Origin of the sequence: Curtobacterium sp. 1544, assembly GCF_040544915.1 — a bacterium.
GTDB classification, from domain to species: Bacteria; Actinomycetota; Actinomycetes; order Actinomycetales; family Microbacteriaceae; genus Curtobacterium; species Curtobacterium pusillum_C.
In genome coordinates this window covers 1-25,560 of record NZ_JBEPKX010000023.1, presented here as the reverse complement: position 1 = coordinate 25,560, position 25,560 = coordinate 1, and the positions used below count along the sequence as shown (strand labels likewise).

Annotated in this window: 25 protein-coding genes; 20 read left to right on the top strand and 5 right to left on the bottom strand. The window is 71.2% G+C overall.

The genetic code is table 11. The features are described 5' to 3' along the window. Positions 1–74: 74 nt before the first annotated feature. Entirely contained in the window at positions 75–1,082 is a 1,008-nt protein-coding gene (locus ABIC61_RS13250; protein ID WP_354030271.1) for a TerC family protein, read from the bottom strand. A gap of 111 nt (positions 1,083–1,193) precedes the next feature. On the opposite strand from ABIC61_RS13250, the gene ABIC61_RS13245 reads away from it, so the two are divergent. From ABIC61_RS13245 to ABIC61_RS13230, 4 genes are all read left to right on the top strand, one after another. Continuing rightward, complete coding sequence (locus ABIC61_RS13245; RefSeq protein ID WP_144749291.1) at positions 1,194–1,601, top strand: RidA family protein; 408 nt, start codon at positions 1,194–1,196, stop codon at positions 1,599–1,601. Positions 1,602–1,760: 159 nt separating this feature from the next. Continuing rightward, positions 1,761–2,207: a fluoride efflux transporter FluC gene (locus ABIC61_RS13240; protein ID WP_354030270.1), complete on the top strand. Its 447-nt coding sequence runs from the start codon at positions 1,761–1,763 to the stop codon at positions 2,205–2,207. After that, on the top strand, positions 2,204–2,578 hold the full coding sequence (crcB, locus tag ABIC61_RS13235; RefSeq protein ID WP_354030269.1) for a fluoride efflux transporter CrcB: 375 nt from the start codon (positions 2,204–2,206) through the stop codon (positions 2,576–2,578). Before ABIC61_RS13240 ends, crcB begins: the two co-directional genes overlap by 4 nt. Next, a complete protein-coding gene (locus ABIC61_RS13230) occupies positions 2,575–3,180 on the top strand; it encodes a histidine phosphatase family protein (RefSeq protein WP_144749295.1) in 606 nt (201 codons plus the stop codon). Before crcB ends, ABIC61_RS13230 begins: the two co-directional genes overlap by 4 nt. 115 nt (positions 3,181–3,295) lie before the next feature. Here ABIC61_RS13230 and ABIC61_RS13225 read toward each other — a convergent pair whose 3' ends face one another. Next, positions 3,296–4,363, bottom strand: coding sequence for an FUSC family protein (locus ABIC61_RS13225; RefSeq protein ID WP_354030268.1), 1,068 nt, complete (start codon positions 4,361–4,363; stop codon positions 3,296–3,298). 159 nt (positions 4,364–4,522) lie between these two features. Between ABIC61_RS13225 and leuC the strand changes: the two genes are divergently transcribed. From leuC to ABIC61_RS13195, 6 genes are all read left to right on the top strand, one after another. Further along, positions 4,523–5,962 (top strand): 3-isopropylmalate dehydratase large subunit, encoded by a 1,440-nt coding sequence (gene leuC, locus ABIC61_RS13220; protein ID WP_354030267.1) that lies wholly within the window; start codon positions 4,523–4,525, stop codon positions 5,960–5,962. After that, positions 5,962–6,558 carry a 3-isopropylmalate dehydratase small subunit gene (leuD, locus tag ABIC61_RS13215; protein ID WP_354030266.1) on the top strand — a complete coding sequence of 199 codons (597 nt, stop codon included), beginning with the start codon at positions 5,962–5,964 and terminating at the stop codon, positions 6,556–6,558. Before leuC ends, leuD begins: the two co-directional genes overlap by 1 nt. Continuing rightward, positions 6,558–7,925: a UDP-N-acetylglucosamine 1-carboxyvinyltransferase gene (gene murA, locus ABIC61_RS13210; protein WP_144749303.1), complete on the top strand. Its 1,368-nt coding sequence runs from the start codon at positions 6,558–6,560 to the stop codon at positions 7,923–7,925. The genes leuD and murA overlap by 1 nt, the downstream gene beginning before the upstream one ends. 5 nt (positions 7,926–7,930) lie before the next feature. Then, positions 7,931–8,776, top strand: a complete 846-nt coding sequence (locus ABIC61_RS13205; protein WP_354030296.1) for a lysophospholipid acyltransferase family protein — start codon at positions 7,931–7,933, stop codon at positions 8,774–8,776. A 91-nt stretch (positions 8,777–8,867) separates the two neighbouring features. Next, positions 8,868–9,881, top strand: a complete 1,014-nt coding sequence (locus ABIC61_RS13200; protein ID WP_502908810.1) for an NAD(P)H-dependent glycerol-3-phosphate dehydrogenase — start codon at positions 8,868–8,870, stop codon at positions 9,879–9,881. Positions 9,882–9,913: 32 nt separating this feature from the next. After that, complete coding sequence (locus tag ABIC61_RS13195) at positions 9,914–11,011, top strand: D-alanine--D-alanine ligase family protein (protein WP_354030264.1); 1,098 nt, start codon at positions 9,914–9,916, stop codon at positions 11,009–11,011. Positions 11,012–11,025: 14 nt separating this feature from the next. Here the strand turns inward: ABIC61_RS13195 and ABIC61_RS13190 are convergent, their stop codons facing one another. Then, complete coding sequence (locus ABIC61_RS13190; RefSeq protein WP_354030263.1) at positions 11,026–11,511, bottom strand: DUF3515 family protein; 486 nt, start codon at positions 11,509–11,511, stop codon at positions 11,026–11,028. Between the two features lie 24 nt (positions 11,512–11,535). Here ABIC61_RS13190 and thiL point away from each other — a divergent pair, with 24 nt between their 5' ends. Next, a complete protein-coding gene (gene thiL / locus ABIC61_RS13185; RefSeq protein ID WP_354030262.1) occupies positions 11,536–12,540 on the top strand; it encodes a thiamine-phosphate kinase in 1,005 nt (334 codons plus the stop codon). Between the two features lie 204 nt (positions 12,541–12,744). Here thiL and ABIC61_RS13180 read toward each other — a convergent pair whose 3' ends face one another. Then, complete coding sequence (locus ABIC61_RS13180) at positions 12,745–13,308, bottom strand: RsmD family RNA methyltransferase (RefSeq protein WP_354030261.1); 564 nt, start codon at positions 13,306–13,308, stop codon at positions 12,745–12,747. Positions 13,309–13,437: 129 nt separating this feature from the next. On the opposite strand from ABIC61_RS13180, the gene ABIC61_RS13175 reads away from it, so the two are divergent. The 7 genes from ABIC61_RS13175 to ABIC61_RS13145 all read left to right on the top strand — a co-directional run bounded on the left by ABIC61_RS13175 (position 13,438) and on the right by ABIC61_RS13145 (position 22,643). Continuing rightward, positions 13,438–15,627 carry an ATP-dependent DNA helicase RecG gene (locus ABIC61_RS13175; protein ID WP_354030295.1) on the top strand — a complete coding sequence of 730 codons (2,190 nt, stop codon included), beginning with the start codon at positions 13,438–13,440 and terminating at the stop codon, positions 15,625–15,627. A gap of 40 nt (positions 15,628–15,667) precedes the next feature. Then, entirely contained in the window at positions 15,668–16,162 is a 495-nt protein-coding gene (gene coaD / locus ABIC61_RS13170; protein ID WP_144749313.1) for a pantetheine-phosphate adenylyltransferase, read from the top strand. A 71-nt stretch (positions 16,163–16,233) separates the two neighbouring features. Continuing rightward, a complete protein-coding gene (locus tag ABIC61_RS13165) occupies positions 16,234–16,809 on the top strand; it encodes a YceD family protein (RefSeq protein WP_354030260.1) in 576 nt (191 codons plus the stop codon). A gap of 48 nt (positions 16,810–16,857) precedes the next feature. After that, a complete protein-coding gene (gene rpmF / locus ABIC61_RS13160) occupies positions 16,858–17,061 on the top strand; it encodes a 50S ribosomal protein L32 (RefSeq protein ID WP_022905230.1) in 204 nt (67 codons plus the stop codon). Between the two features lie 13 nt (positions 17,062–17,074). After that, positions 17,075–17,800 (top strand): ribonuclease III, encoded by a 726-nt coding sequence (rnc, locus tag ABIC61_RS13155; RefSeq protein ID WP_260852428.1) that lies wholly within the window; start codon positions 17,075–17,077, stop codon positions 17,798–17,800. A 4-nt stretch (positions 17,801–17,804) separates the two neighbouring features. Continuing rightward, entirely contained in the window at positions 17,805–18,776 is a 972-nt protein-coding gene (gene mutM / locus ABIC61_RS13150; protein WP_354030259.1) for a bifunctional DNA-formamidopyrimidine glycosylase/DNA-(apurinic or apyrimidinic site) lyase, read from the top strand. Between the two features lie 57 nt (positions 18,777–18,833). Further along, entirely contained in the window at positions 18,834–22,643 is a 3,810-nt protein-coding gene (locus ABIC61_RS13145) for a chromosome segregation SMC family protein (RefSeq protein WP_354030258.1), read from the top strand. 416 nt (positions 22,644–23,059) lie between these two features. Here the strand turns inward: ABIC61_RS13145 and ABIC61_RS13140 are convergent, their stop codons facing one another. Continuing rightward, positions 23,060–24,085 carry a TerC family protein gene (locus ABIC61_RS13140; RefSeq protein ID WP_144749321.1) on the bottom strand — a complete coding sequence of 342 codons (1,026 nt, stop codon included), beginning with the start codon at positions 24,083–24,085 and terminating at the stop codon, positions 23,060–23,062. 215 nt (positions 24,086–24,300) lie between these two features. Here ABIC61_RS13140 and ftsY point away from each other — a divergent pair, with 215 nt between their 5' ends. After that, entirely contained in the window at positions 24,301–25,170 is an 870-nt protein-coding gene (ftsY, locus tag ABIC61_RS13135) for a signal recognition particle-docking protein FtsY (protein ID WP_144749323.1), read from the top strand. 65 nt (positions 25,171–25,235) lie between these two features. After that, positions 25,236–25,394: a DUF4175 domain-containing protein gene (locus ABIC61_RS13130; protein ID WP_137767577.1), complete on the top strand. Its 159-nt coding sequence runs from the start codon at positions 25,236–25,238 to the stop codon at positions 25,392–25,394. The last annotated feature ends 166 nt before the right edge of the window (positions 25,395–25,560 follow it).

Below are 25,560 nucleotides of genomic sequence, written 5' to 3'. Positions count from 1 at the left end.
GGCGAAGTCGTGCGTGCGCGTCGGTTCTGCGCGCGGCGCTCGGCGCGCCGCGCAAGAAAGTGCCGTTGCGGGCGTCAGTCGGACGTGCGCGGGGCGTTCGAGGCCTTCGTCCGGGCGTCGTCACGGCGGACCCGGACGACGCTGGCGACGGTCGAGACGGCCATCGCGCCGACGATCACCAAGAGGGACACCGTCGTGCTGATCTCCGGCGCCCACTCGATGTGCTCGCCACCGTTCAGGAACGGCAACTCGTTGGCGTGCAGCGCGTGCAGGACGAGCTTGACGCCGATGAAGGCGAGGATGAACGCGATGCCGTACTTCAGGTAGACGAGCCGCTCGAGCAGACCCCCGAGCAGGAAGTACAGCTGCCGCAGGCCCATCAGGGCGAACACGTTGGCTGTGAAGACGATGAACGCGCTCTCGGTGATGCCGAAGATCGCGGGGATCGAGTCGAGCGCGAAGAGCAGGTCAGTGGTGCCGATGGCGATGAGGACGACCAGCAGCGGCGTGAAGTGCCGCACGCCGTCCTCGGTGGTCCGGAACTTCATCCCGTCGAACGTGTCGGTGATCCGGACCCGGCGGCGCAGCACGCGGACGATGAAGCTGTCCTTGTCGTCGTCCTCGTCTTCACCACGCAGCTGCTGGATCGCGGTCCACACCAGCCACGCGCCGAAGATGTAGAAGATCCAGGAGAAGTCCTCGATGAGCTGCGCGCCCACCAGGATGAAGATCCCGCGCAGTATGAGCGCGATGATGATGCCCAGCATGAGGACCTCTTGCTGGATCGTCTTCGGCACGGAGAAGCGCGCCATGAGGATGACGAAGACGAAGAGGTTGTCGATGCTCAGGCTGTACTCGGTCAGCCAGCCCGCCAGGAACTGCCCGGCCGGCTCGGTCCCGGCGAACACCAGCATCGCGACGGCGAACACCAGCGCCAGACCCACGTAGATGCCGACCCAGACCGCCGACTCCCGCAGCGTCGGCACGTGCGGGCGCCGGGCCACGATGAGGAGGTCGGCGAGCAGGATCAGGACGAGCGCGATGATCGAGCCGACTTCGAACACGAGCGGGAGCTCGGGCATGCGGAGCACTCCTAGAGGCAGGGGAGGGACGGGCGGCCGGAGGGTCGCCATCGTTCCAGTCTCCCGGAAAGTCCGGGCCGCTGTGACCGCGCGCTCTGTCAGGCTTGCTCCGTGACCAGTGTCGTGCAGCTCATCCGCTCCACCGCCCTCAGCGACGTCGCCGAGTACGCCTACGCCGCGACCGCCCCCGCCGACGCGCGACTGGTGTTCCTCGCCGGCGCCTGCCCCCTCGACGCCGACGGGGCGACCGTGGCGGTCGGGGACGTCCGCGGGCAGGCCACCCAGTGCGTGGAGAACCTCCGGACGGCGCTCGCTGCGGCCGGAGCCGGAATCGAGGACCTCGTGCAGACCCGCGTGCTCGTCGCGTCGTCACGCCAGGCGGACCTCGTCGCAGCGTGGGAGGTCGTGCGCGCCGCGATGGGGGACCACGACGTCCCGAGCACACTGCTCGGTGTGACCGTCCTGGGCTACGACGACCAGCTCGTCGAGCTCGAGGGCACCGCAGCGGTCGTTGACTGACCGATCGACGGCACGGTGCACCGTCGCGGTACGCTGACGGGGTCGTCAGACCCGGCAGTGGGGCCTGCCGGACCCAACCGCGGACAGCCGCCAACGGTCCCTATCCCGAGAACACCGCACGCGCGGAGACGATCCGGCGTGCTCGGCGATAGGAGCACCGTGCCCGGCGAACGCCCACCCCACCTCCGTTGGTCGATGCTCGGCCTCGTCGCGCTCGGCGGCGCGATCGGCACCGCCGTCCGTGCGCTCCTCGCCGAGGCGTTCCCCGCGCACGACGGGATCAGCTGGACGATCCTGGCGATCAACGTCGTCGGGGCGTTCTGCCTCGGACTCCTGCTCGAGGCGCTCGCCCACCGTGGCCCCGACGTCGGTCGGCGTCGCACGTTCCGGCTCTTCGTCGGCACCGGCGTCCTGGGTGGGTTCACGACCTACAGCACGCTCGCGGACGACACGGCGCAGCTCCTCGACGCGGGGCACTGGACGGCGGGTGGCGGGTACGCCCTGCTCACCGTCGTGCTCGGGCTGCTCGCCGTCGGCGCGGGCGTCCTGCTCGCCGGGGCCGTCCGTCCGAAGCGGGCCGTCCGCTCGAAGGGGGGCGCACGGTGAATGCCGTCGAACTGGTGCTCGTCGCGGTCGGCGGGGGAGTCGGTGCCGGGCTCCGGTTCCTGCTCGACGGCCTCGTCAAGGCCCGGGTGACCGGCTTCCCGCTCGGCACCCTCGTCATCAACGTCTCCGGATCCCTCGTCCTCGGGCTCCTCACCGGCCTCGGGCAGGCGGGCACGATCCCGCTCCAGTCGGTGGCCGTGCTGGGAACGGGCATGATGGGTGGGTACACGACGTTCTCGACGGCGAGTGTCGAGACCGTGCAGCTCCTCCGATCCGGCAAGCCCCGGCTCGCCGTCCTGAACGGCCTCGGGATGCTCGTCGTCTCGGTCGGCGCAGCCGCGCTCGGCCTCTGGCTCGGAAGGAACACATGACCTCGGAACGCCCCGGCGAACTCGTCCTCGTCCGTCACGGAGAGACGGAGTGGTCGAAGAGCGGGCAGCACACCGGCCGCACGGACATCCCGCTGACGGACAACGGCATCGAGCAGGCGAAGCGCGCCGGCCGGTACCTGGCGGACCGCACGTTCGCGTTGGCGCTGTCGAGTCCGCTGCAGCGCGCCCGGGACACTGCGGCGCTCGTCGGCGTCGATCCGGACCTCGACGAGGACCTGCTCGAGTGGGACTACGGCGCGTACGAGGGGCTCACGACGCCGCAGATCAAGGTCCTCCGGCACGGCCCGTGGGACCTCTGGACCGACGGGGTCCCGGCCGGTGACACGCCCGGCGAGAACGCCGCCGAGGTCCGCGTCCGCGTCGAGCGCATCCTCGATCGTGCCCGTCCGGTGCTCGCTGACGGGCAGGACGCGATCGTCGTCGCCCACGGACACGTCCTCCGCGCGCTCGGTGCCGCGTGGATCCGGCTCGCGCCGCAGGACGGTGCCGTCCTGAAGCTCGGGACCGCGTCGGTGAGCGTGCTCGGGTACGAGCACGGCCGCCCGGTCATCGACACCTGGAACCTCCAGCCGCGCGACTGACGTGGGCCGCGCGGCCGCAGTGTGCGAGGTTCCGCGTCCCGTGGGACCCACGCGGCCTCGCACACCGCGCGGAGCCTCGCACACTGCGGAGCCCTCGCACGGTGCGACCCCGGAATCAGACCGTGCGGATCGCGCTCGTCGCGCCGAGCGCCCGGCCCCGGCGACGCTCGATCGCCCGGCCCACCAGGAGCAGCGCGACGCTCACGAGGGCACCCAGGGTGGTCTGCGCGACGCGGTCCAGTGCGAGGAGCTCCGGCGCCTCCGGCAGGCTCAGCCACGACACCGCGAGTGCGAGCGGCGTGAGGAACAGCAGCGTCACGGCGTAGTTCCGGGCGACGAAGATCTCGGCGAAGAACTGCCCGATGACGGCGATCACCACGATCCACCACGCCGAGGGCTCGAGCAGCAGGACCCCCACTGCGATGACCGTGCCGCCGATCGTGCCGATGAAGCGCTGGAACGCCCGGACGACCGTGTGCCGCTGCCGGAGCGCCGGCAGCGTCGACACCACGGCGATGACCGCCCAGTACGGGTGCCCGAGCCACGGGATGGTCTCGGCGACCGCCCCGGCCACGAGGGCCCCGACCACGTTGAGGCCGACGGTCTCCCACAGCGCGGGCGTCCGCAGCACGGCGAGCGAGCGGTGCTTGCGCGGCGCGAGCGGGCGGAAGCGGTGCGGTGCCCGCGGGTGGAACACCAGGCGGAGGACCGACCCGGACATCGCGACCAGCCAGGCCCAGACGACCGAGCACACGATGATCGTCGCGACGAGCGGCACGTCCGACGTCTTGAGTGGAACGAGGGCCGACACCACGAACGCGAACGTCGGGAAGATCGGCTGCGCGGGGATGGTCTGCAGGGCGCTCAGCGTGCACACCGCGAAGACGAGCACCGCGACGAGCCCCACCGTCTGCAACCAGAGCTGCGAGCCGGCGAGCGAGACCGCGACGCCCGCGAACATGCAGAGCGCCTGCATCACGCCGGCGACCCCGGTGGTGACCGCGCGCTGCCGGTAGGGCTCGGTGGCACCGAAGATCGCGGTGAACCCGGCGAACATCGCGAACGCCGCGTACCCGGGCATCCCGAGGGCGATGAGCAGGGCGAGCGGTGCACCCCCGGCGATCGCGGCGCGTGCTGCGCCCTCGAGGTTCACGGTCCGGGTCGAGTGCGCAGGTGTCGTCATGTCGCCACCATCTTCCCACCGCGACAGGTGTCGCGGACCCGACCCGTGCCTCCAGGCCGACCGGTGAAGACGGACGCACGTTGGTATACCAAGCTGCTAGACTCGCCCGATCACGCCGCGACAGCGGCGCCGGACGACGAGAACGAGGAGGTCGAGGTCATGGGAAGGACGCTCGCCGAGAAGGTGTGGGACGACCACGTCGTGGTCAAGGGCGAGGACGGGAACCCGGACCTCCTCTACATCGACCTCCACCTCGTGCACGAGGTCACGAGCCCGCAGGCGTTCGACGGCCTGCGGCAGGCCGGCCGTCCGGTGCGGCGCCTCGACCTGACGATCGCGACCGAGGACCACAACACCCCGACCCTCGCGATCGACCGCCCCATCGCGGACCCGACGAGCCGCATCCAGATCGAGACCCTCCGTCGCAACTGCGAGGAGTTCGGTGTCCGCCTGCACTCGCTGGGCGACAAGGAGCAGGGGATCGTCCACGTCGTCGGTCCGCAGCTCGGCCTGACGATGCCGGGCATCACGGTCGTCTGCGGCGACTCGCACACCAGCACCCACGGCGCGTTCGGCGCGATGGCGTTCGGCATCGGTACGTCCGAGGTCGAGCACGTCCTCGCGACGCAGACCCTGCCGCTCAAGCCCTTCAAGACGATGGCCATCACCGTCGAGGGCACGCTGCGCCCGGGCGTCACCGCGAAGGACATCATCCTCGCCGTCATCGCGAAGATCGGCACCGGCGGCGGGCAGGGCTACGTCCTCGAGTACCGCGGCTCGGCGATCCGTGCGCTCTCGATGGAGGGGCGCATGACGATCTGCAACATGTCGATCGAGGCCGGAGCGCGCGCCGGCATGGTCGCCCCCGACCAGACCACCTACGACTACGTCCAGGGCCGTGACCACGCCCCGACCGGCCAGGACTGGGACGACGCCGTCGCGTACTGGGACACCCTGTCGACCGACGACGACGCCGTGTTCGACGCCGAGGTCTTCATCGACGCCGACGAGCTCGAGCCCTTCGTGACCTGGGGCACCAACCCGGGCCAGGGCGTCTCCCTGTCGGAGAACGTGCCGAACCCCGCCGACTACAGCGACCCGAACGACCAGGCCGCCGCACAGCGCGCGCTGGAGTACATGGACATCGCCGCCGGTACCCCGATGAAGGAGATCGCGGTCGACGCGGTGTTCATGGGGTCGTGCACGAACTCACGGATCGAGGACCTCCGGGCCTTCGCGTCGATCATCCAGGGCCGCAAGAAGGCCGACGGCGTGCGGGTGATGGTCGTGCCGGGGTCCGCCCGGGTCCGGCTCGAGGCCGAGGCCGAGGGGCTCGACGTCGTGATCAAGGAGTTCGGCGCCGAGTGGCGGTTCGCCGGGTGCTCGATGTGCCTCGGCATGAACCCCGACCAGCTCGCACCGGGGGAGCGCTGCGCCAGCACCTCGAACCGCAACTTCGAGGGGCGCCAGGGCAAGGGCGGGCGCACCCACCTGGTGTCGCCGCTCGTCGCCGCCGCCACCGCGATCCGCGGCACGCTGTCCAGCCCGTGGGACCTGGAGAACTCCGAAGCGGAAACCGTCCTGGAAGGGGCCATCTGATGGACAAGATCACCACCGTCACCGGCATCGCCGCGCCCCTGAAGCGGTCGAACGTCGACACCGACCAGATCATCCCCGCGGTCTACCTCAAGCGGGTCACGAAGACCGGCTTCGAGGACGCCCTGTTCTCCGGCTGGCGGCAGGACCCTTCGTTCGTGCTGAACCAGCCCGAGTACCAGGGCGCGAAGGTGCTCGTCGCCGGTCCGGACTTCGGCACTGGGTCAAGCCGCGAGCACGCCGTCTGGGCGCTCCGTGACTTCGGCTTCGCGGTCGTCATCTCGCCCCGGTTCGCCGACATCTTCAAGGGCAACGCGGGCAAGCAGGGCCTGGTCACCGCGATCGTGACCGAATCGGAAGTCGAGGCGCTCTGGGCCGAGATCGAGCGGAACCCCGGGGTGTCCGCGACGGTCGACCTCGTGGGCCAGCGCGTGTCGCTCGGCGATGTGGACATCCCGTTCGAGATCGACGCTTACACTCGTTGGCGGTTGATGGAAGGGCTCGACGACATCGGGCTCACCCTCCGTGACGAGACCTCGATCACGGAGTTCGAATCCCGCCGCTCCAGTTGGCGGCCGAAGACATTGCCGGTGAAGTAGTGAACTCTCTCGTACAGGACGCAGCAGCCGCCGGGGCGCGCGTGGGCCTCAAGTCGGACGAGATCGTCATCCGCGGGGGCAAGCCGCTCGTGGGGCGCATCGAGGTCCGCGGGGCGAAGAACCTCGCGACCAAGGCCATGGTGGCGTCGCTGCTCGGTGACACCCCGTCGATCCTCAAGGACGTCCCGGACATCTCCGACGTCAAGGTCGTCCGCGGGCTGCTCGAGGTGCACGGCGTGCGCATCACCGATCCTGCACGGGGCGAACTCATCCTCGACCCGTCCAACGTCGAGTCGGCGCACTTCGCCGAGATCGACGCCCACGCGGGTTCGAGCCGCATCCCGATCCTGTTCTGCGGCCCGCTGCTGCACAAGCTCGGCGAGGCCTTCATCCCCGACCTCGGCGGCTGCCGCATCGGCGACCGTCCGATCGACTTCCACCTCGACGCGCTCCGCGCGATGGGTGCCGTCGTCGACAAGCAGGTCAACGGGATCCACCTGACGGCTCCGAACGGCCTCAAGGGCGCGTACATCGAGCTGCCGTACCCGAGCGTCGGCGCGACCGAGCAGGTCCTGCTCTCCGCCACCCTCGCCGAGGGCGTCACGGAGCTCCGGAACGCCGCGATCGAGCCCGAGATCATGGACCTCATCGCGATCCTGCAGAAGATGGGCGCCATCGTCTCGGTCGAGCCGAACCGCGTCATCTTCATCGAGGGCGTCCAGTCGCTCCGCGGCTACACGCACCGCGCGATCAACGACCGCAACGAGGCCGCCAGCTGGGCCTCCGCCGCGCTCGCGACCAACGGCGACATCTTCGTCGAGGGCGCGAAGCAGCAGGAGCTCATGACGTTCCTCAACGTCTTCCGGAAGGTCGGCGGCGGCTTCGACATCCAGGAGGACGGCATCCGGTTCTACCGGGAGCTCGAGACCCTGAAGCCCGTCGTCATCGAGACCGACGTGCACCCCGGCTTCATGACGGACTGGCAGCAGCCGCTCGTCGTCGCCCTGACGCAGGCCGAGGGCCAGAGCATCGTGCACGAGACCGTGTACGAGAACCGCTTCGGCTTCACGGACGCCCTCAACGAGATGGGGGCCGACATCGTCGTGCACAAGGAGGGGCTGCCCGGTCACGACCGTCGCGTCGCCCGCCGTCCGTTCGAGCAGGCCGCGGTCGTCACCGGCCCGACGACGCTGCACGCCGCGAACGTCCGGGTCCCCGACCTGCGCGGGGGCTTCAGCCACCTCATCGCTGCGCTGACCGCCGAGGGCGAGTCGCACATCACGAACGTCGGCATCATCAGCCGCGGCTACGAGCACTTCATCCCGAAGCTGCGGAAGCTCGGGGCCGACTTCGACTTCGCTGGTTGAGCGCGGTGTCGGCTCCGCAGTCGGGTGACGGCCCGGCGCGTCCTGGTGACGGCCTGGAGGCGCGTGGTGCGTCCGGCACGTCGGTCGCGACCGGCTTGCCGGTGCCCGGGCGACGGTGGAAGCGCGGGGAACTCAACCGCGCGTTCCGCATCACCGCCTCGGTCGTGATCCCGGTCTTCCGGTTCTCCTCGAACTACCACTGGGTGGGCCCGAACCGCCTGCCGGAGGACGGTGCGTTCGTGCTCGCGCCGAACCACTTCACGAACATCGACCCGCTCGTGGTCGGCACCGCCGTGTACCTCAGCCGACGTGCGCCGCGGTTCCTCGCCAAGGCGTCGCTCTTCAAGGTCCCCGTCTTCGGCAAGCTCATGTCCGGCATGGGGCAGATCCCGGTCGAGCGCTCCGGTCGCACGCGGTTGAGCGACCCGCTCGGCGGCGGGCGGTCGCTCATCGAGCAGGGCGGGGCGATCATCGTCTACCCCGAGGGCACGCTCACCCGTGACCCGGACCTGTGGCCGATGCGCGGCAAGACCGGCGCGGTCCGGATCGCGCTCGAGAACGACGTGCCGCTCATCCCGATGGCCCACTGGGGCACGCAGGGGATCATGGCGCGGTACTCGAACAAGCTCCGGCTGTTCCCGCGTTCGCGCGTGGACGTCATCGTCGGCGACCCCGTCGACCTGTCCGCCTACCGCGGGCGGCCGATCGACCAGCAGATGCTCGTCGAGGCCACCGAAGTGCTCATGCAGCACATCACGGCGCTGCTCGAGCAGCTCCGCGGCGAACAGGCACCGGCGACCCGCTGGGACCCGGCGGCGAACAACCAGAAGGAGACCGGCAAGTTTGAGTGACCAGGGACCGGGCCTCCGCCCGCACGAGGACCACCCGGACCCCGCGGTCGCCGCTCCGGGCGCGGTCGACACCGCTGCGATCCGCGTCGTCATGCAGTCGACCGACAAGCCGCGTGTCGCCGTCATCGGTGCCGGCAGCTGGGGAACCACCTTCGCGAAGGTCCTCGCCGAGGGCGGTGCGCAGACCGTGCTGTGGGCCCGCCGCCCCGAGGTCGCGCGCGAGATCACCGAGACGAAGCGGAACTCCGAGTACCTGCCCGGCATCAACCTCCCGCGCACCCTCACCGCGTCGACGTCGCTCGAGTCCGTGCTGTCCGGCGCGGAGCAGGTCTACGTGTCCGTGCCGTCGCAGTCTCTGCGGTCGAACCTCGCCGCGATCCGTGACCTGCTCGGCCCCGACGTTCCCGTCGTCAGCCTGATGAAGGGCGTCGAGAAGACGACCGGGCTGCGCATGAGCGAGGTCCTGCACGAGGGGCTCGGGATCGACCGCGACCGGATCGCCGTGGCGAGCGGGCCGAACCTCGCCCTCGAGATCGCCCGCCGGCAGCCCACCGCGGCCGTGGTGTCCTCGACCAGCTCGGAGACCGCCAGCGCCGTCGCCGCCGTCGCGACGAACCCCTACTTCCGCTCGTTCATCAACACCGACGTCATCGGCACCGAGTTCGGCGGCGTGCTCAAGAACCTCATCGCCGTCGCGATCGGGATCGTGGACGGCGTCGGCTACGGCGAGAACACGAAGGCCTCGATCATCACCCGCGGCCTCGCCGAGATGACCGACTTCGCGGTGTCGTTCGGCGCCCAGCCGTCGACGCTGTCGGGGCTCGCCGGGCTCGGCGACCTCATCGCCACCTGCCAGTCGCCGCTCTCGCGGAACAACACCGCCGGGCGCCTGCTCGGTCAGGGGTACCGCTTCGACGAGGTCGTGCGGCAGATGAACCAGACCGCCGAGGGTCTGGCGTCCGTCGCCCCGATCCTCGAGCTGGCCGCGGCCAACGGCGTCGACATGCCCATCGTGGGACAGGTCGCCGAGGTGCTCGCGGGTAGGCTCGATCCGCGCAACATCGCGCCGCACCTCACCGAGACCGACGAGCCCCAGGGCGAGTGACCGGTCCGGTCCCGACCACCAGGGGGACTGCCATGCCCACGATCGCTCCCGCGCCGACGACCGTTGCCGTGCTGTTCGGCGGCCGCTCCAGCGAGCACGAGATCAGCTGCGTGACCGCCGGCGGCATCATGGACGTCGTCGACCGGTCCGTGTACGAGATCGTCCCCGTCGGCATCACGAAGGACGGCGCGTTCACACTCCAGCCCGACGACCCGGCGCAGCTGGCGATCCGCGACGGCGAGCTGCCGACCGTCCCGGACAACGGCACGCGCGTGGCCTTCCCGACGTCCCCCGCCACGAACGAGCTCGTCGTGTCCCACCCGGACGGTTCGGTCACGACCGTCGCGGTGGACATCGTCTTCCCGATCCTGCACGGGCCGTTCGGCGAGGACGGCACGGTGCAGGGGCTGCTCGAGATCGCCGGCCTGCCGTACGTCGGCGACGGGGTGCTCGCCAGCGCTCTCGCCATGGACAAGCACGTCGCGAAGGCCGTCCTCGAGCACGCCGGTCTCCGTGTCGCGCCGTGGACCACGGTGCTCCGCCGTGAGTGGGCGGCCGACCCGGTGGACGTCGCCGAGGCCGTCGCGGCGCACGGCTGGCCGCTCTTCGTGAAGCCCGCCCGCGCCGGGTCGAGCATGGGCGTCTCCCGCGTCGACGAGCCGTCGCAGCTCGGCGCCGCGATGGACCTGGCGTTCGAGCACGACTCCAAGGTGATCGTCGAGCCGCGGGTGATCGGCCGCGAGGTCGAGGTGGCCGTGCTCGAGGGTCGTGACGGCGTCCCGCGCACGAGCCTGCCCGGCGAGATCGTCGTCGACGAGGCGGGCTTCTACGACTTCGAGTCGAAGTACCTCGGCGGGGACGAGTCCCTGCTGTGCCCGGCGCCGCTCACCGAAGCGCAGACGGACGAGATCCGGTCGATCGGCGCCCGCGCCTTCGAGGCGATCGGCGGTGCCGGACTCGCCAGGGTCGACTGCTTCCTGACCGACGACGGCTTCGTCGTGAACGAGGTCAACACCATGCCGGGGTTCACCCCGCTGTCGATGTACCCGCGGTGCTGGGCGGCCTCCGGGGTCTCCTACGCCGAACTCGTGGCGGAGCTCATCGAGCTGGGGCGCGCAGCGGTCCGCTGACCGGCGGGCTGGTGTCAGCCCTGCACCTCGGACGCGTCGAGGCACTTGTGCCCGTCTTTCGGCAACGTCGAGACAGCGTCCGTCAGGTCCTGGACGACCTGCGACGTGGTCAGGGACGTGTCAATGACCACCTGCACGGCGGGGGAGCGGCCGAACGTCGTGTAGACGATCTGCTTCCCGCGGTCGTCCCGGATCCAGTCGACGCCGCCCTGGTCGAAGCAGGGCAGGTCGGACACCGTCGGCACCGTGACGCCGCAGTGGTAGATCGCCGCCTCCGGGTCGCCCCACGCGGCGGTCGACTGCGCGTTGGTGTTGCGGAGGTCGAACTTCGTGTCGACGGCGGCCGGCAGGCGCACCTGGGCCGCGGCGCACGCGGCAGCGTTCGCGGAGGGTGCGGGAGACATCGCGACGGCGTTCGTGCAGCCCGTCAGCCCGGCGGCGAGTGCCACGACGACGCCCACGATCGCGATCGTCCGGGAGGGTCGGCGCACGGTGTCCATCGACGTCCAGGCTACCGTTCTCGTGTGGACGCGACGTACGACGCCTGGGCCGGACCGACCGTGGGGGACCTCGGTGAACTCGTCGTCCTCGACCGCATCGTGCGACGGCTGCCCGCCGGCTCGCCGCTGCTCGGCCCCGGTGACGACTGCGCAGTCGTCGCCGCCCCGGACGGCCGGTTCGTCGTGACCACCGACATGATGGTCCACGGTCCGGACTTCCGGTGGGCGTGGTCGTCGCCCGAGGACGTCGGCTGGAAGGCCGCCGCCACCAACCTCTCCGACGTCTGCGCGATGGGCGCCGTGCCGTCCGGACTCGTCATCGCGCTCGCGGCGCCCCAGGACACCCCGGTCGCGGTCCTCGAGTCCTTCGCCGACGGGGTGCGCCTGGCCGTGGACGCCCTCTCGCCGGGCTGCGGCGTGGTCGGCGGGGACCTGTCCACCTCGGCGACGTTCACGGTGTCGGTGACGGCGTTCGGTGACCTGCTCGGACACGATCCGGTGCTCCGGTCCGGTGCCCGCGTCGGCGACGTCCTGGCCGTGTCCGGCGAGCTCGGCCGAGCGGCTCGCGGCCTGACCCGGCTGTTCCACGAGGGCGTCGACGCCGCCGGCGAGCCGTCCCGTGCCGCGACGCTCGCGAGCGGCGCCGATGCCGACCCGGACGTCGCACGACAGCGGCGCCCGGTGCCGCCCATCGCCGATGGGCCACTGGCCGCCACCGCCGGTGCGACGGCGATGCTCGACCTCTCCGACGGCCTGGCGATCGACGCCGGGCGACTCGCCCGCGCCAGCCGGGTGACGCTGTCGCTCGAGGTCGCGCTCGACGGTGCTGTCCTCGACGAGGTCGCGCTGCACGGCGGCGAGGACCACGGCCTGCTCGCGACCTTCCCGCCCGACACAGCGCTGCCCGGGGGCTTCCGACGGATCGGCGTCGTGCTCGACCGCGGCGACGCGGACCTCGTGCGCGGGGGTGTCGCCGTGCCGACGACCGGCTGGGACCCGTACGCCGACTGGGACGGTGCCGCCGGCTGACGAGCCGGCCCGCGCCCGCGCCGTCCCGGAACGACATCGTCGATGTCGTACGACAGCGGATTCGTCGCTACCGCGCGCCTGCAACTGTTGCACGGGCGTGCTTGCGACATCGCGGACGTCGTACGACAACGGAGACGTCGCTTCAGGGCGACAGCCAACAGGTGCGCGACGACCGCGCCGCGCCCCCGGCGGCGTCCGCCACGCCTACTCGGCCGAGACGACGGCCTCCCACGCCACGGTCTCGCCGTAGCTGCGCTTGCTGAACGGCTCCAGCCCCGCGGGCCACGCGGGCTCCGCCGAGCGCTTGCTCCGCTCCACGATGACCACGGCGTCTCTCGTGAGGCGCGGCACCAGGGCCTCGAGCACCTCGGCGATCTCGTGCTCCGTGACGTCGTACGGCGGGTCGATGAACACCAGGTCGAACGTCCGCACGGTCCCGCGCAGGTACCCCAGCACGGGCTGCGGCTGCACGTCGATCCGCACGCCCGGCACGCGCTGCTGCACGGCCTTCGCGTTCGCACGGCATGCCTGCGCCGCTGCCGAGGCCCGGTCGACGAGCACGACCTCGACCGCACCGCGCGACGCTGCCTCGAGCCCGAGCGCGCCCGTCCCGGCGTAGAGGTCCGCGACCGAGGTGTCGTCGACCAGCCCACGTGCCTCGAGCGACGAGAACAGGGCCTCGCGCACCCGGTCGCTCGTCGGTCGGGTGCCGGACTTCGGCACCCGGAGCGTCGTGGAACCGGCGGCGCCGGCGATGATGCGGGTCATGCAGCCACCGTAGCGGGCCGTAGGGTGCTCCAGCGGTTGTCCACAGGCCTGCCTGGAGGCGCGGGGCACGTCGGTCCTGCCGGGTACCGTTGACGTGTGGTCACGACCGGAACGACAACCGAGCCGGCGGTGCCGGACCTCGGTCCCGCACCGCTCGACGCGCGGTTGGCGAACGTCCTCGGCGGCCGGACGGCGGCCGCCGTCGAGAAGGCGTTCGGGTACCGCACGGTCGGCGAGTTCCTCGAGCACGCGCCACGCAGGTACGCCGAGCGCGGGGCACTGACGGCGCTCGACTCGTTGGCGATCGGCGAGTCCGTGACGATCGTGGCCGAGGTCGTCGACGTGCGCGAACGGACGATGCGTGCCCGGCGCGGGTCGATCCTCGAAGCGAAGATCGGCGACGGCAAGGGACTGCTGACCCTGACGTTCTTCAACCAGGGCTGGCGGACGAAGGACCTGGTGCCCGGTGCCCGCGGCATCTTCTCCGGCAAGGTCGGCGACTACCGGGGTGCTCGACAGCTCGCGCACCCGGACTACGAGCTGTTCGACCGTGACGACCCCCGGGCCACGGCTGATCCCGAATCCGAGGAAGCCATCCGCTTCTCGCGCCAGCCGATCCCGATCTACCCGGCGACGTCGACGTTGACCTCGTGGCAGATCGCCAAGTCGATGGCGATCGTGCTCGACACCCTGCCCGACGTCCCCGACCCGATCCCCGGTCGCGTGCGGACGCGGCTCGACCTCGTGCCGTTCCGTCGCGCCCTGGAACTACTCCACCGCCCCGAGAAGGTCGCGGACTTCAAGCGCGCTCAGGACGCGCTGCGCTACCGCGAGGCGTTCATCCTGCAGACCGCCCTCGTGCAGCGCCGCATCGCCGCCCGAGCGACGGCTGCCACTCCTCGGACGGCGTCGCCCGGCGGCACCCTCGCGCGCTTCGACGCCACCCTGCCGTTCACCCTCACAGAGGACCAGCAGTCGGTCGGCGCCGAGATCGCGCACGACCTGGCGGCGGACTGGCCCATGCACCGCCTGGTGCAGGGCGAGGTCGGTTCCGGCAAGACCCTCGTGGCGATCCGCGCGATGCTCACGGTGGCGGAGTCGGGCGGGCAGTCCGCGCTCATCGCCCCGACCGAGGTGCTCGCGGCGCAGCACCTCCGGTCGATCGTGAAGTTCCTCGGCCCCGACCTCGCGGCGGAGCTCCGACCGGTGATCCTCACCGGCTCGCAGTCCACCGACGAACGCCGCCGTGCCATGCTCGCGGCGGCGTCCGGCAGCTCCCGGCTCGTCGTCGGCACGCACGCGCTCCTCGGCGACCGGGTCGACTTCGCCGAGCTCGGGCTGGTGGTGGTGGACGAACAGCACCGCTTCGGTGTCGAGCAGCGCGAGGCGCTCCGCACGAAGGGCGTGACGCCGCCGCACGTGCTGGTCCTCACCGCCACGCCGATCCCGCGCACGGTGGCGATGACGGTGTTCGGCGACCTCGACGTCTCGACCATCACGGGCCTTCCCTCCGGGCGCGCCGGCGTCGAGACCTTCACGGTACCGCTCGCCGAGCACCCGGGCTGGGAGTCCCGCATCTGGACCCGCATGGCCGAGGAACTCGCCGACGGGCGGCAGGCCTTCGTGGTGTGCCCCGCGATCGACGACGCTCACACCGAGGACGACGGCGAGCCCGACCCCGAGAGCGACGACGCCCCCAAGCGTGCCCCGGCCACCGTGCTCGCCACGGCGGAACGGATGCGGACCATGCCGGTGCTCGCCGGCCGCCGCATCGAGGTGCTGTACGGCCGTATGACCTCGGAGGAGAAGGACCGCGTCATGACGTCCTTCGCCGCGGGCGACATCGACGTCCTCGTCGCGACGACCGTGATCGAGGTCGGCGTCGACGTGCCGAACGCCTCGATGATGGCGGTCCTCGACGCCGACCGGTTCGGGGTCTCGCAGCTCCACCAGCTCCGCGGACGCATCGGTCGCGGGCAGTGGGCGGGCGTCTGCCTACTCGTGACCGCGGCCGAGGCCGAGACGACCTCGCGGGAACGGGTCGACGCGGTGTCGGCGTCCGACGACGGCTTCGAGCTGGCGCGGGTCGACCTCGAGCTCCGGCGCGAAGGCGACGTCCTCGGCGAACGGCAGTCCGGCGGTCGGTCGTCGCTCAACCTGCTGCGGGTGGTCGAGCACGCCGACCTGATCATCGACGCGCGCGAAGAAGCCGAGCGCGTCCTCGAGCCCGACCCGCAGCTCGAGGGCCACCCGGCGCTGCGCGAGGCCCTGGCCCGGCGGCTCGACGAGTCGGACGCCGCGTTCCTCGGCAAGAACTGATCGAGCCGGACGCCCGGGGACGACCGGTATCGTCACTGCCATGGCGCAGATCGCGGTGGTCCCCGGTTCGTTCGATCCCGTGACCCTCGGGCACCTCGACGTGATCGGGCGTGCGGCGGGATTGTTCGACGAGGTGCACGTGCTCGTCGTGCACAACCCGGACAAGAAGCCCGCCATGTTCGACGCCGTCGACCGGGTGCGCCTCATCGAGGAGTCCTTCGTCGAGACCGGCGTCCCCGACAACGTCCGGGTCGGGGAGTGGACCTCCGGTCTGCTCGTCGACTACTGCCGGCAGGTCGGCGCGACGGTCCTGGTCAAGGGTGTCCGTTCCGGCGAGGACGTCGCGTACGAGACCCCGATGGCGATCATGAACCGGCACCTCGCCGACGTCGAGACGGTGTTCCTGCTGCCCGAGGCGTCCCGTGCACACGTGTCGAGCTCGCTCATCCGTCAGGTCGCCTCGCTCGGCGGCGACGTCGCCCCGTACGTCCCGGCGGTGGTGGCCGCGGCGTTGCACGAGCACACCGGCCGCTGATCGCCGGACGGAACGGGACACGCCCGCCCCTGCCTCGACTCGTGGGCCGGAGCGATGTAGGCTTGTCGATCGTGTCTTCCCACGTGAACAGCCCCTACGCCCTGCGCGTGCGCGACCTCGCGCACCGGCCGGGTGAGATGCGCGAGCACACGCTCGACATCGAGGTGCCGGACGCGATGGGGGCCGGCGTCATCGCCGTCCGACAGGGCGCGTCGATGCAGATCGACCTCCGCCTCGAGGGCCTGCACGAGGGCGTCCTGGTGTCCGGGCACGCGAGTGCCGAGGCTGCGGGGGAGTGCTCGCGCTGCCTCATCGAGATCAGCGAACCCGTCGAGGTCGATTTCGCCGAGCTGTTCGCGTATGATGCCTCGGAGGATTTCGACTTCTTCGTTCACGATGACCACGTGGATTGTGAACAGGTCGTTCGAGATGCGGTGGTGCTGGCGCTGCCGTTCCAGCCGGTCTGCCGACCGGACTGCCCAGGACTCGACCCGGTGACGGGTGAGCGACTGGCCGACATCGGCGAGCAGCGCGCTCACGAAGTCCTGGACCCGCGATGGGCTGCCCTGCAGTCCTTGACGTCCGACAGCACCGACACCCAGACCACCGAGGGTCAGGAGCGGTCCGAAGCCGACCAGGCTGACTGACCGCCCGTCCCTCGACACTGACCACCGACCAACCGAAAGAGAACCACCATGGCCGTTCCCAAGCGCAAGCAGTCCCGTGCCAACACGCACGCCCGTCGTTCGCAGTGGAAGGCCGCGCCGGTCCAGCTCGTGAAGACGATCGAGAACGGCAAGGTCACCTACAGCCTCCCGCACCGTGCCAAGGTCGTCGAGGACTCCGCCGGCACCCCCCTGTACATGGAGTACAAGGGCCGCAAGGTCGCCGACGTCTGATCGGACCGCACGCATGACAGCGACGTCCGGCGTTACGGGGTCCCGCCCCGTGGGGCCGGACGTCGTTCGTCTGCGAGAGCAGCTCGGGGCCGACATCGACCTCGAGCTGCTCCAGCTCGCCCTGACGCACCGTTCGTTCGCGTACGAGCACGGTGGCATCGGGCACAACGAACGCCTCGAGTTCCTCGGGGACTCCATCCTCGGCCAGGCCGTGACCGTGAAGCTCTACCGGTCGTTCCCCGAGCTCGACGAGGGTGACCTCGCCAAGCGGCGGGCGAGCCTGGTGTCGACGGTGGCCCTCGCCGAGATCGCCCGCATGATCGGGCTCGGCGCGTACCTCCGCCTCGGCAAGGGCGAGGAACAGACCGGCGGTCGCGACAAGTCGTCGATCCTGGCCGACACCGTGGAAGCCGTCATCGGCGCCACGTACCTGTCCGCCGGCCCGGACCCGGCGACCGACCTCGTGCTCCGGCTCGTCGAACCGCTGCTGGTCGACCCGGACCGGTTCGGTGCCGCGATGGACCCCAAGACGAGCCTGCAGGAGCTCGCGTCGAGCCTGTCGCTCGGCAACCCGTCGTACCGCGTGACCGAAGCCGGTCCCGACCACGACAAGACCTTCCACGCGACGGTCGTGCTGCAGGGCGAGGACGTCTCCACCGGCTCCGGGTCGAGCAAGAAGACCGCCGAGATGGCCGCCGCGCTCGAGGCGTGGACGCGGCTCTCCGGCCGGGCGGCCTGACCGCGTGCCCGAACTCCCCGAGGTCGAGGTCGTCCGCGCCGGCCTCGAACCCGCCGTCAGCGGTGCGCGTGTCCTGCACGTGGACGTCGTCGACGACCGCGCCCTCACCCGGCACGACGGGCCTGCCGAGGACTTCGCCGACCGGCTGACCGGCCGCACGATCGCCGCCGCGGTCCGCCGGGGCAAGTTCCTCTGGATGCCGCTGCAGCCCGAGCGCGACGGGGACGCTCCGGAGGCCCTCGTCGCGCACCTCGGGATGAGCGGCCAGATCCTGCTGGGTCGGGGGCGCGAGGCGGCGAAGCACCGTCGGATCCTCATCGACGTGCAGCCCGCCGGCACCGACCGCGACGGGACACCGGAGCCCCCGGTCGAGCTCGAGTTCGTCGACCAGCGCACCTTCGGGTCGATGGCGATCGACCAGATGGTCCCGACGATCGACGGCGCGCCCGCGGGGTTCGGCGGTCAGGTCGACGGCGCCGACCCCGACGCCGTGTGGCGCCGGAACATCCCGAAGCAGGTGTCGCACATCGCCCGGGACCCGCTCGACCCCGCGTTCGACGACGACCGGTTCATCCGGATGGCCCGGAAACGATCGAGTGGCATCAAGCGGGTGCTGCTCGACCAGGGCGTGGTGAGCGGCATCGGGAACATCTACGCCGACGAGTCGCTGTGGGCCGCGAAGCTCCACTACGACCGCCCGGCCGACCGGCTGCCGCGGGCGTCGCTGCAGCTGCTCCTCGACGAGGTCCGCAGCGTCCTCGCACGGGCGCTCGAGGACGGCGGCACGAGCTTCGACGCGCAGTACGTCAACGTGAACGGGCAGTCCGGGTACTTCTCCCAGCGGCTGAACGTGTACGGGCAGCAGGGCAAGCCGTGCCCGCGCTGTGGAACGACGATCGTGCGCGAGGCCTTCATGAACCGGTCGAGCCACATCTGCCCCGTGTGCCAACCGCGCCCACGCCCTCGCACGCGTTAGCCTGACGCCGAGCGAGCACCGCCCAGCAGCACGCGAGCCAGCACACCCGGAGACCGCATGTACTTGAAGAGCCTGACCATCAAGGGGTTCAAGTCCTTCGCGCAGCCGACGACGTTCGCGTTCGAGCCCGGCGTGACGTGCATCGTCGGTCCGAACGGCTCCGGGAAGTCGAACGTGGTCGACGCCCTCGCCTGGGTGATGGGGGAGCAGGGGGCGAAGACCCTCCGCGGCGGCAAGATGGAGGACGTCATCTTCGCCGGCACCTCGACGCGCGGGCCGCTCGGGCGCGCGCAGGTGCTCCTGACGATCGACAACGCCGACGGCCTGCTGCCGATCGAGTACTCCGAGGTGACGATCTCGCGCACGCTCTTCCGCAACGGTGGCAGCGAGTACGCGATCAACGGGGAGAACTGCCGGCTGCTCGACGTCCAGGAGCTCCTGAGCGACACCGGCCTCGGCCGCGAGATGCACGTCATCGTCGGGCAGGGACAGCTCGACAAGGTCCTGCACGCCACCCCGGAGGACCGCCGCGGCTTCATCGAGGAAGCAGCGGGCATCCTGAAGCACCGCCGCCGCAAGGAGAAGACCCTCCGCAAGCTCGACGCGATGCAGACGAACCTGACGCGGTTGTCCGACCTGGCGGGGGAGATCCGCCGGCAGCTGAAGCCGCTCGGTCGCCAGGCCGAGGTCGCACGCAAGGCGCAGTCCGTCGCCGCGGTCGCCCGTGACGCCAAGGCGCGCATCCTCGCCGACGACGTGGTCCGGCTCCGCCGTGAGCTGCACGAGCACCAGGAGGTCGAGGCCGGCCGCAAGTCCGAGCGCATCGTCCTGCAGGAGCGACTCGACCAGACGCGGGTGCGACAGCAGCACGTCGAGCAGAGCATGGTCGGCGACGACGTCGACCGCGCCCGGACCGTGGTGCACCGGCTGGAGAGCGTGCAGGAGCGGCTCCGCGGGCTGTCGAGCCTGGCGAACCAGCGCCTGATGTTCCTCGCCCAGCAGGCCGACGCACCACAGCAGGGGCCCACGATCACGCCCGAGCGGGTGCAGGGCGTCCGGAACGAGGCCGACCGGCTCGAGGCCCAGGCGGCCGCGATGACGGGCGGCATGGCGACCGCGGCGCAGCAGGTCCAGGAGGCCCGGGCCGCGCTCGACGCCCTCGACGAGCGGATCGCCGCCCAGGCAGCCCTCGTCTCCCAGCACGACCTCGAGGCCCAGCGGCTCGCGTCCGCGGTGGACGTCGCCCGGTCGAAGCGCGGTTCGGCGGTCGCGGACCGGGAGCGCCGGGAACGGGCGCTCACCGAGGCCGGGGAGCGCGCCGAGCGTGCTGCTGCGGCCCTCGCCGAGCTCGGGACCGACCCGTCCGAGGGCGCGGACGACGCGGCGCTCGCCTCGGCGCTCGAGGCCGCCCGCGAGCAGCAGGAGGCAGCCCAGACCGCTCGCGACGAACACCGTGACCGGCTGCACGCCCTGGAACGCGAACGGGACGCCCTCGACGCCCGCGTGGCCGCGCTCGGCATGTCGATCGACGTGCGTGACGGTTCGCAGGCGCTCATCGACGCCGGTCGCGCCGGCATCGTCGGTCGTCTGGCCGACAGCCTGACGGTAACGCCCGGCTTCGAGGGAGCGATCGCGATCGCCCTCGACGGCCTCGCCGACGCCGTGCTCGCCGACGACCGCACGGTCGCGCTCGACGCCGTCGCGCACGCCCGCTCGGAGGACATCGGCCGCATCGACGTCGTCGTCGCCGATGCCCCCGGCCCGACGAGCGCGCTGCCCGATCGGTTGCCCGCCGGGGTCCGTCGCGCCCTCGACGTCGTACAGGGGCCGCCGGCCCTCGCCGCGATCCTGCGGGACACGCTCATCGCGGACGCCTCCGCTCACGCGGACGCGGACGATGCGGTCGACCTGGAGGCAGTGCTCACCGCCGCCCCGCAGGCGACGGTCGTCACGCGGTCCGGTGACCTGGTCCGTGCGGTCCGCGTGACCGGCGGCGGTGCGCGGGTGACCTCCCGCATCGAACTCGTCGCGGAGCGCGACGACGCCGTGACCCGGCGCGAGGCCATCGCGAGCTACGCGGAGGACGCGGCCACGCGCCTCCAGGCCGCTCGCAGCGCCGTCGAGGACGCACGCCGCCGGGCGGACGAGGCCGACGCCGCGTCCCGCGCGTACGCGAAGGCGACGGCCGAGTACGACCGGGCGAGCGCGTCGACGCGTGCGAAGGCGGAGAACGCCGCGGCCGAGGTGGAGCGGCTCCGGGCTGCCCTCGCTGAGACCGACGGTGCGGTCGAGACGGCCCAGGCGACCCTCGACGACGCGGAACGCACGCACCGCGAGTTCACCGAACGGCCGCGACCCGTGGTCGACGCGTCCGGACGCCCGGGCCTCCAGGACGCGCTCGATGCGGCGCGTGCAGCGGAGATCGAGCAGCGGATCCAGGTCGAGACCGTCCGTGAACGGGTGCGCTCGGAGCGCCGACGGGCCGACCAGTTGGAACGCCAGCTCGAGGCCGAACGCGCCGCCGCCGAGGAAGCCGCTCGCCGCGCGGTCGTCCGACGTGGGCAGATCGCCGTGGCCGAGGGCGTGCTCGCCGACCTGCCCGGGCTGCTCGGCGCGGTGGACCGTTCGCTCGCCGAGGCCCGCGTGCAGCTCGCGACCGAGGAGTCCGAGCGGTCGAAGCGGAACACCGAGCTGCAGACGATCCGGAACGAGGAGCGCGAGCTCCGCGACCGGCTGCAGACCATCACCGACGGGGTGCACTCGCTCGAGATGGAGATCTACGAGAAGAAGCTGCACGTGTCCGGCGTGCTCGACCGGGCGCAGAGCGAGCTCGGCCTGGTCGAGGCCGTGCTCGTCGCGGAGTACGGGCCGCACGTGCCGGTGCCGGTCGACGTGCTCGTCGACCCCAGGGTCCTCGCCCGGAAGCACCGCGAGGCCGAACGTGCCGCGGCCGCCGCGGCGGCGGAGGCCGCGGGCGTCGAGCCCGAGACGGACGCGACCGACACCGAGACCGAGACCGACACCGAGACCGACGCTTCGACCGACGCCGAGACCGTGACGAATGCCGACGACGTGCCCGAGCTCGTCGACGCCGAGTCCACCCTTCCCGGCGGTCCGGCGCTGCCCGAGTTCGACGCCACGGACGAGGTCGACCCCGCCGACGTCGAGACCGTGCCGTACAACCGGGCCGAGCAGGAGCGCCGGCTCAAGTCCGCCGAGCGTGACCTCGGGCAGCTCGGCAAGGTGAACCCCCTCGCGCTCGAGGAGTTCCAGGCGCTCGAGCAGCGGCACGCGTTCCTCGCCGAGCAGCTCGAGGATCTGCAGAAGACCCGCACCGACCTGATGACGATCATCGACGAGCTCGACACGAAGATGCAGACGATCTTCGAGTCGGCGTTCGACGACACCAAGGAAGCGTTCGACGTCATCTTCCCGATCCTCTTCCCGGGCGGGACGGGGTCGATCACCCTCACGAACCCGGACGACCTGCTGAACACGGGCCTCGAGGTCCAGGTGAAGCCCGCGGGCAAGAAGATCGACCGCCTGACGCTGCTGTCCGGTGGCGAGCGGTCCCTGGCGGCGGTGGCGCTCCTCGTGGCGATCTTCACGGCCCGACCGTCGCCGTTCTACATCATGGACGAGGTCGAGGCGGCACTGGACGACGCGAACCTCGGGCGCCTGCTCAGCGTGTTCGAGCGGCTCCGGGCGTCGTCGCAGCTCATCGTCATCACGCACCAGAAGCGCACGATGGAGATCGCCGACGCGCTGTACGGCGTCTCGATGCGGCAGGACGGTGTCTCGGCGGTCGTCGGGCAGCGCGTCCAGAAGCGCGAGCCGGAGCCGGAGCCGGTGGACGCGGTCGCGTAGCGCGCCGCGCCGCGCCGCGGCGCGCGCCGCTGGGCGTGGGCTTTCGCGAAAGCGACAGAATCCCGCCGGGATCTCGCGGCACGGAGTCGCTTTCGCGGGAGTGACCGTGACCGGTCTCCGAGACCTGTCGCTTTCGCGGGCGGGCGGTCGCGACAGGAGACGGACGGGAGGCGGGGGGGCCCCCGGGCCCCCCCCCCCCCCCCCCGGGGGGGGGGCCCCCCCGGGGGGGGGGGGGGGGCCGGGGGGGGGGAACCCCCGCGCGGGGGGGCGGGGGGGGGATTTTGTTGGCGTCCCCCCCCATTTTGGCCCCGGGAGGGGTGCGGGGCCCCGTGTTGGGGGGGGGGCGCCCCCGGGCCGGGGGGGGGGGGGGGGGGGCCCCGGGGCCCCCGCGCCTCCCGTCCGAGGAGGGGTCGCGACTACTTCGCGTCGGCCTCGACCGTCTTCTGCGAGCCCGTCGGCGTGAGCCCGCGCTCGGCGCGCTTCTTCGAGACCACCAGCGACGCGACCGTCGCGACGGCGATCGTCAGCATGATGAAGCCCAGAGAGAACCAGATGGGGATCTCCGGCGCCCACTCGATGTGCTCGCCACCGTTGATGAACGGGAGCTCGTTGACGTGCATGGCGTGGAAGACGAGCTTGACGCCGATGAACCCGAGGATGACGGCGAGCCCCTGGCCGAGGTAGATGAGCCGTTCGAGCAGCCCCGCGATGAGGAAGTAGAGCTGGCGGAGGCCGAGGAGCGAGAACGCGTTCGCGGTGAACACGATGAAGGCGTCCTGGGTGAGGCCGAAGATCGCCGGGATCGAGTCGAGGGCGAACAGGACGTCGGTGAGACCGATCGCGACCATCACGAGCAGCATCGGGGTGAAGAGCCGCTTGCCGTCGACCTTGGTGGTCAGGCGGTCGCCGTCGTAGTCCTTCGAGGTCGGGATGACGCGGCGGAGGATCCGGATGAGGCGCGAGTCGCCCTCGGACGCGTCGTGCTCGCCGCTGCTGCGCGCCTGGGACCAGGCGAGCCAGAACAGCAGTGCGCCGAACAGGTAGAACACCCACGAGAAGTTGTCGATGATCGTCACGCCGAGGGCGATGAACACGCCGCGGGCCACCAGGGCGATCGCGACGCCGACGAGCAGCACCTTTTGCTGGAACTCCTTCGGCACCGCAAAGCTCGACATGATGATCAGGAACACGAACAGGTTGTCGACCGACAGCGCCTTCTCGGTGAGCCAGCCGGCGAAGTACTCGCCACCGGCCTGACCGCCGCCGAAGACGAGGATGCCGATGCCGAACACGATCGCCAGGCCGATGTAGAACACCGACCAGAACGCGGATTCCCTGATGTGCGGCACGTGCGGCGTGCGCACGTGCGAGAAGAAGTCGAACACCAGCAGCGCGAGGATGCCTGCGATGGTGAGGAGCCAGACGTAGAGAGGGACGTCCACGGAATTCCTTCAGGTGAGGGCGCAACCAGGTGGTGGGTACGCCGAGGCCTGAAGGTCTCTTCCGCCGGCGGGCTGTGCTGCTGCCCGACCGACCGGCGCCCCGGGTCCGGATCGTTCCGGACCGTACTGACGGGGACACCGAGGAGGAATACTCCCCTTCGTGTCCCCGAGCATACCGGGCACAGGAGACATGCGCCGCGCTCTAAGCTGGGAGCATGGCGAGTTCCTGGTCACTGTCCTCCCGGCTGCGCGGGCTGTTCCAGCGCAAGACGATCGACGAGACGACGTGGGACGACCTCGAGACGGCCCTCATCGGTGCGGATTTCGGCCCGGACATCGCGGACGAGATCATCGAGGACCTCCACGCCCGCGTCGACCGGTACGGCACCACCGACCCCGCCGACCTGCAGCGCATGCTCCGCGAGGTCCTCGAGGAACGGCTCTCCAAGCTCGACACCACCCTGAAGCTCAGCGCGCGCCCGGCCGTAGTGCTCGTCGTCGGGGTGAACGGCGTCGGCAAGACGACCACGATCGGCAAGTTCGCCAAGTTCCTGAAGACCTACGACCGGACCGTGCTGGTCGGTGCGGCGGACACCTTCCGTGCCGCCGCCGTCGAGCAGGTCGCGACGTGGGCGCAGCGTGCCGGCGTCGACGTGGTGCGGCCGTCGCAGCCCGGGCAGGACCCGGCGTCGGTCGCCTACCAGACGGTCGAGAAGGCCATCCGCGAGGGCACCGAGATCGTCGTCATCGACACCGCGGGTCGCCTGCACACCAAAGCCGGGCTGATGGACGAGCTCACCAAGATCAAGCGCGTGGTCGAGAAGCAGACCGAGATCAGCGAGGTCCTGCTCGTCCTCGACGCCACGACCGGGCAGAACGGTCTGGCGCAGGCCCAGGCGTTCATCGAGGGTGCCGGCGTCACAGGGCTCGTCATCACGAAGCTCGACGGGTCGGCCAAGGCCGGCTTCGTGCTGAGCGTGCAGGAGAAGACCGGCATCCCGATCAAGCTGATCGGGCAGGGCGAGGGCATCAACGACCTCACCGGTTTCACCCCGCACGTGTTCGTGCAGAACCTCGTGGGCTGATTCCGAGTAGCGTCCCTGTCGGCCCGGGCATCCGCTCGGTCTCGTTCCAGGGATAGGAGACCCTCATGCCCGCACTGCTGATCATCGCGATCATCGTCGGCCTCGTCCTGCTCTTCAGCGGCATCTTCGTCGGTGCGCTGAAGTTCCTGCTCTGGGTGGGCATCGTGCTCATCCTGCTGGCGGTCATCGGCTGGCTCCTCCGGAGCATCCGCGGTCGCGCGTAGCGACCGGCTGTCGCGTCTCGACGCGACCACCTGACGGACGGGAGGCGGGGGGGCCGCGGGGCCCCCCCCCCCCCCCCGGCGGGGGGGGGGGGGGGCGGGCCCCCAGGCGCTGGTCAGAACCCCAGTGGGGCCCGCGCGGCGGGCAGCAGGTGGGGCAGGTGGTACC

What these genes read in the sequence shown, in the direction of transcription:
- ABIC61_RS13250 (WP_354030271.1), bottom strand. Translation starts at nt 1,082, where the DNA reads ATGCCCGAGCTCCCGCTCGTGTTCGAAGTCGGCTCGATCATCGCGCTC.
- ABIC61_RS13230 (WP_144749295.1), top strand. Translation starts at nt 2,575, where the DNA reads ATGACCTCGGAACGCCCCGGCGAACTCGTCCTCGTCCGTCACGGAGAG.
- ABIC61_RS13225 (WP_354030268.1), bottom strand. Translation starts at nt 4,363, where the DNA reads ATGACGACACCTGCGCACTCGACCCGGACCGTGAACCTCGAGGGCGCA.
- leuC (WP_354030267.1), top strand. Translation starts at nt 4,523, where the DNA reads ATGGGAAGGACGCTCGCCGAGAAGGTGTGGGACGACCACGTCGTGGTC.
- leuD (WP_354030266.1), top strand. Translation starts at nt 5,962, where the DNA reads ATGGACAAGATCACCACCGTCACCGGCATCGCCGCGCCCCTGAAGCGG.
- ABIC61_RS13200 (WP_502908810.1), top strand. Translation starts at nt 8,868, where the DNA reads ATGCAGTCGACCGACAAGCCGCGTGTCGCCGTCATCGGTGCCGGCAGC.
- ABIC61_RS13195 (WP_354030264.1), top strand. Translation starts at nt 9,914, where the DNA reads ATGCCCACGATCGCTCCCGCGCCGACGACCGTTGCCGTGCTGTTCGGC.
- ABIC61_RS13190 (WP_354030263.1), bottom strand. Translation starts at nt 11,511, where the DNA reads ATGGACACCGTGCGCCGACCCTCCCGGACGATCGCGATCGTGGGCGTC.
- ABIC61_RS13180 (WP_354030261.1), bottom strand. Translation starts at nt 13,308, where the DNA reads ATGACCCGCATCATCGCCGGCGCCGCCGGTTCCACGACGCTCCGGGTG.
- coaD (WP_144749313.1), top strand. Translation starts at nt 15,668, where the DNA reads ATGGCGCAGATCGCGGTGGTCCCCGGTTCGTTCGATCCCGTGACCCTC.
- rpmF (WP_022905230.1), top strand. Translation starts at nt 16,858, where the DNA reads ATGGCCGTTCCCAAGCGCAAGCAGTCCCGTGCCAACACGCACGCCCGT.
- rnc (WP_260852428.1), top strand. Translation starts at nt 17,075, where the DNA reads ATGACAGCGACGTCCGGCGTTACGGGGTCCCGCCCCGTGGGGCCGGAC.
- ABIC61_RS13145 (WP_354030258.1), top strand. Translation starts at nt 18,834, where the DNA reads ATGTACTTGAAGAGCCTGACCATCAAGGGGTTCAAGTCCTTCGCGCAG.
- ftsY (WP_144749323.1), top strand. Translation starts at nt 24,301, where the DNA reads ATGGCGAGTTCCTGGTCACTGTCCTCCCGGCTGCGCGGGCTGTTCCAG.
- ABIC61_RS13130 (WP_137767577.1), top strand. Translation starts at nt 25,236, where the DNA reads ATGCCCGCACTGCTGATCATCGCGATCATCGTCGGCCTCGTCCTGCTC.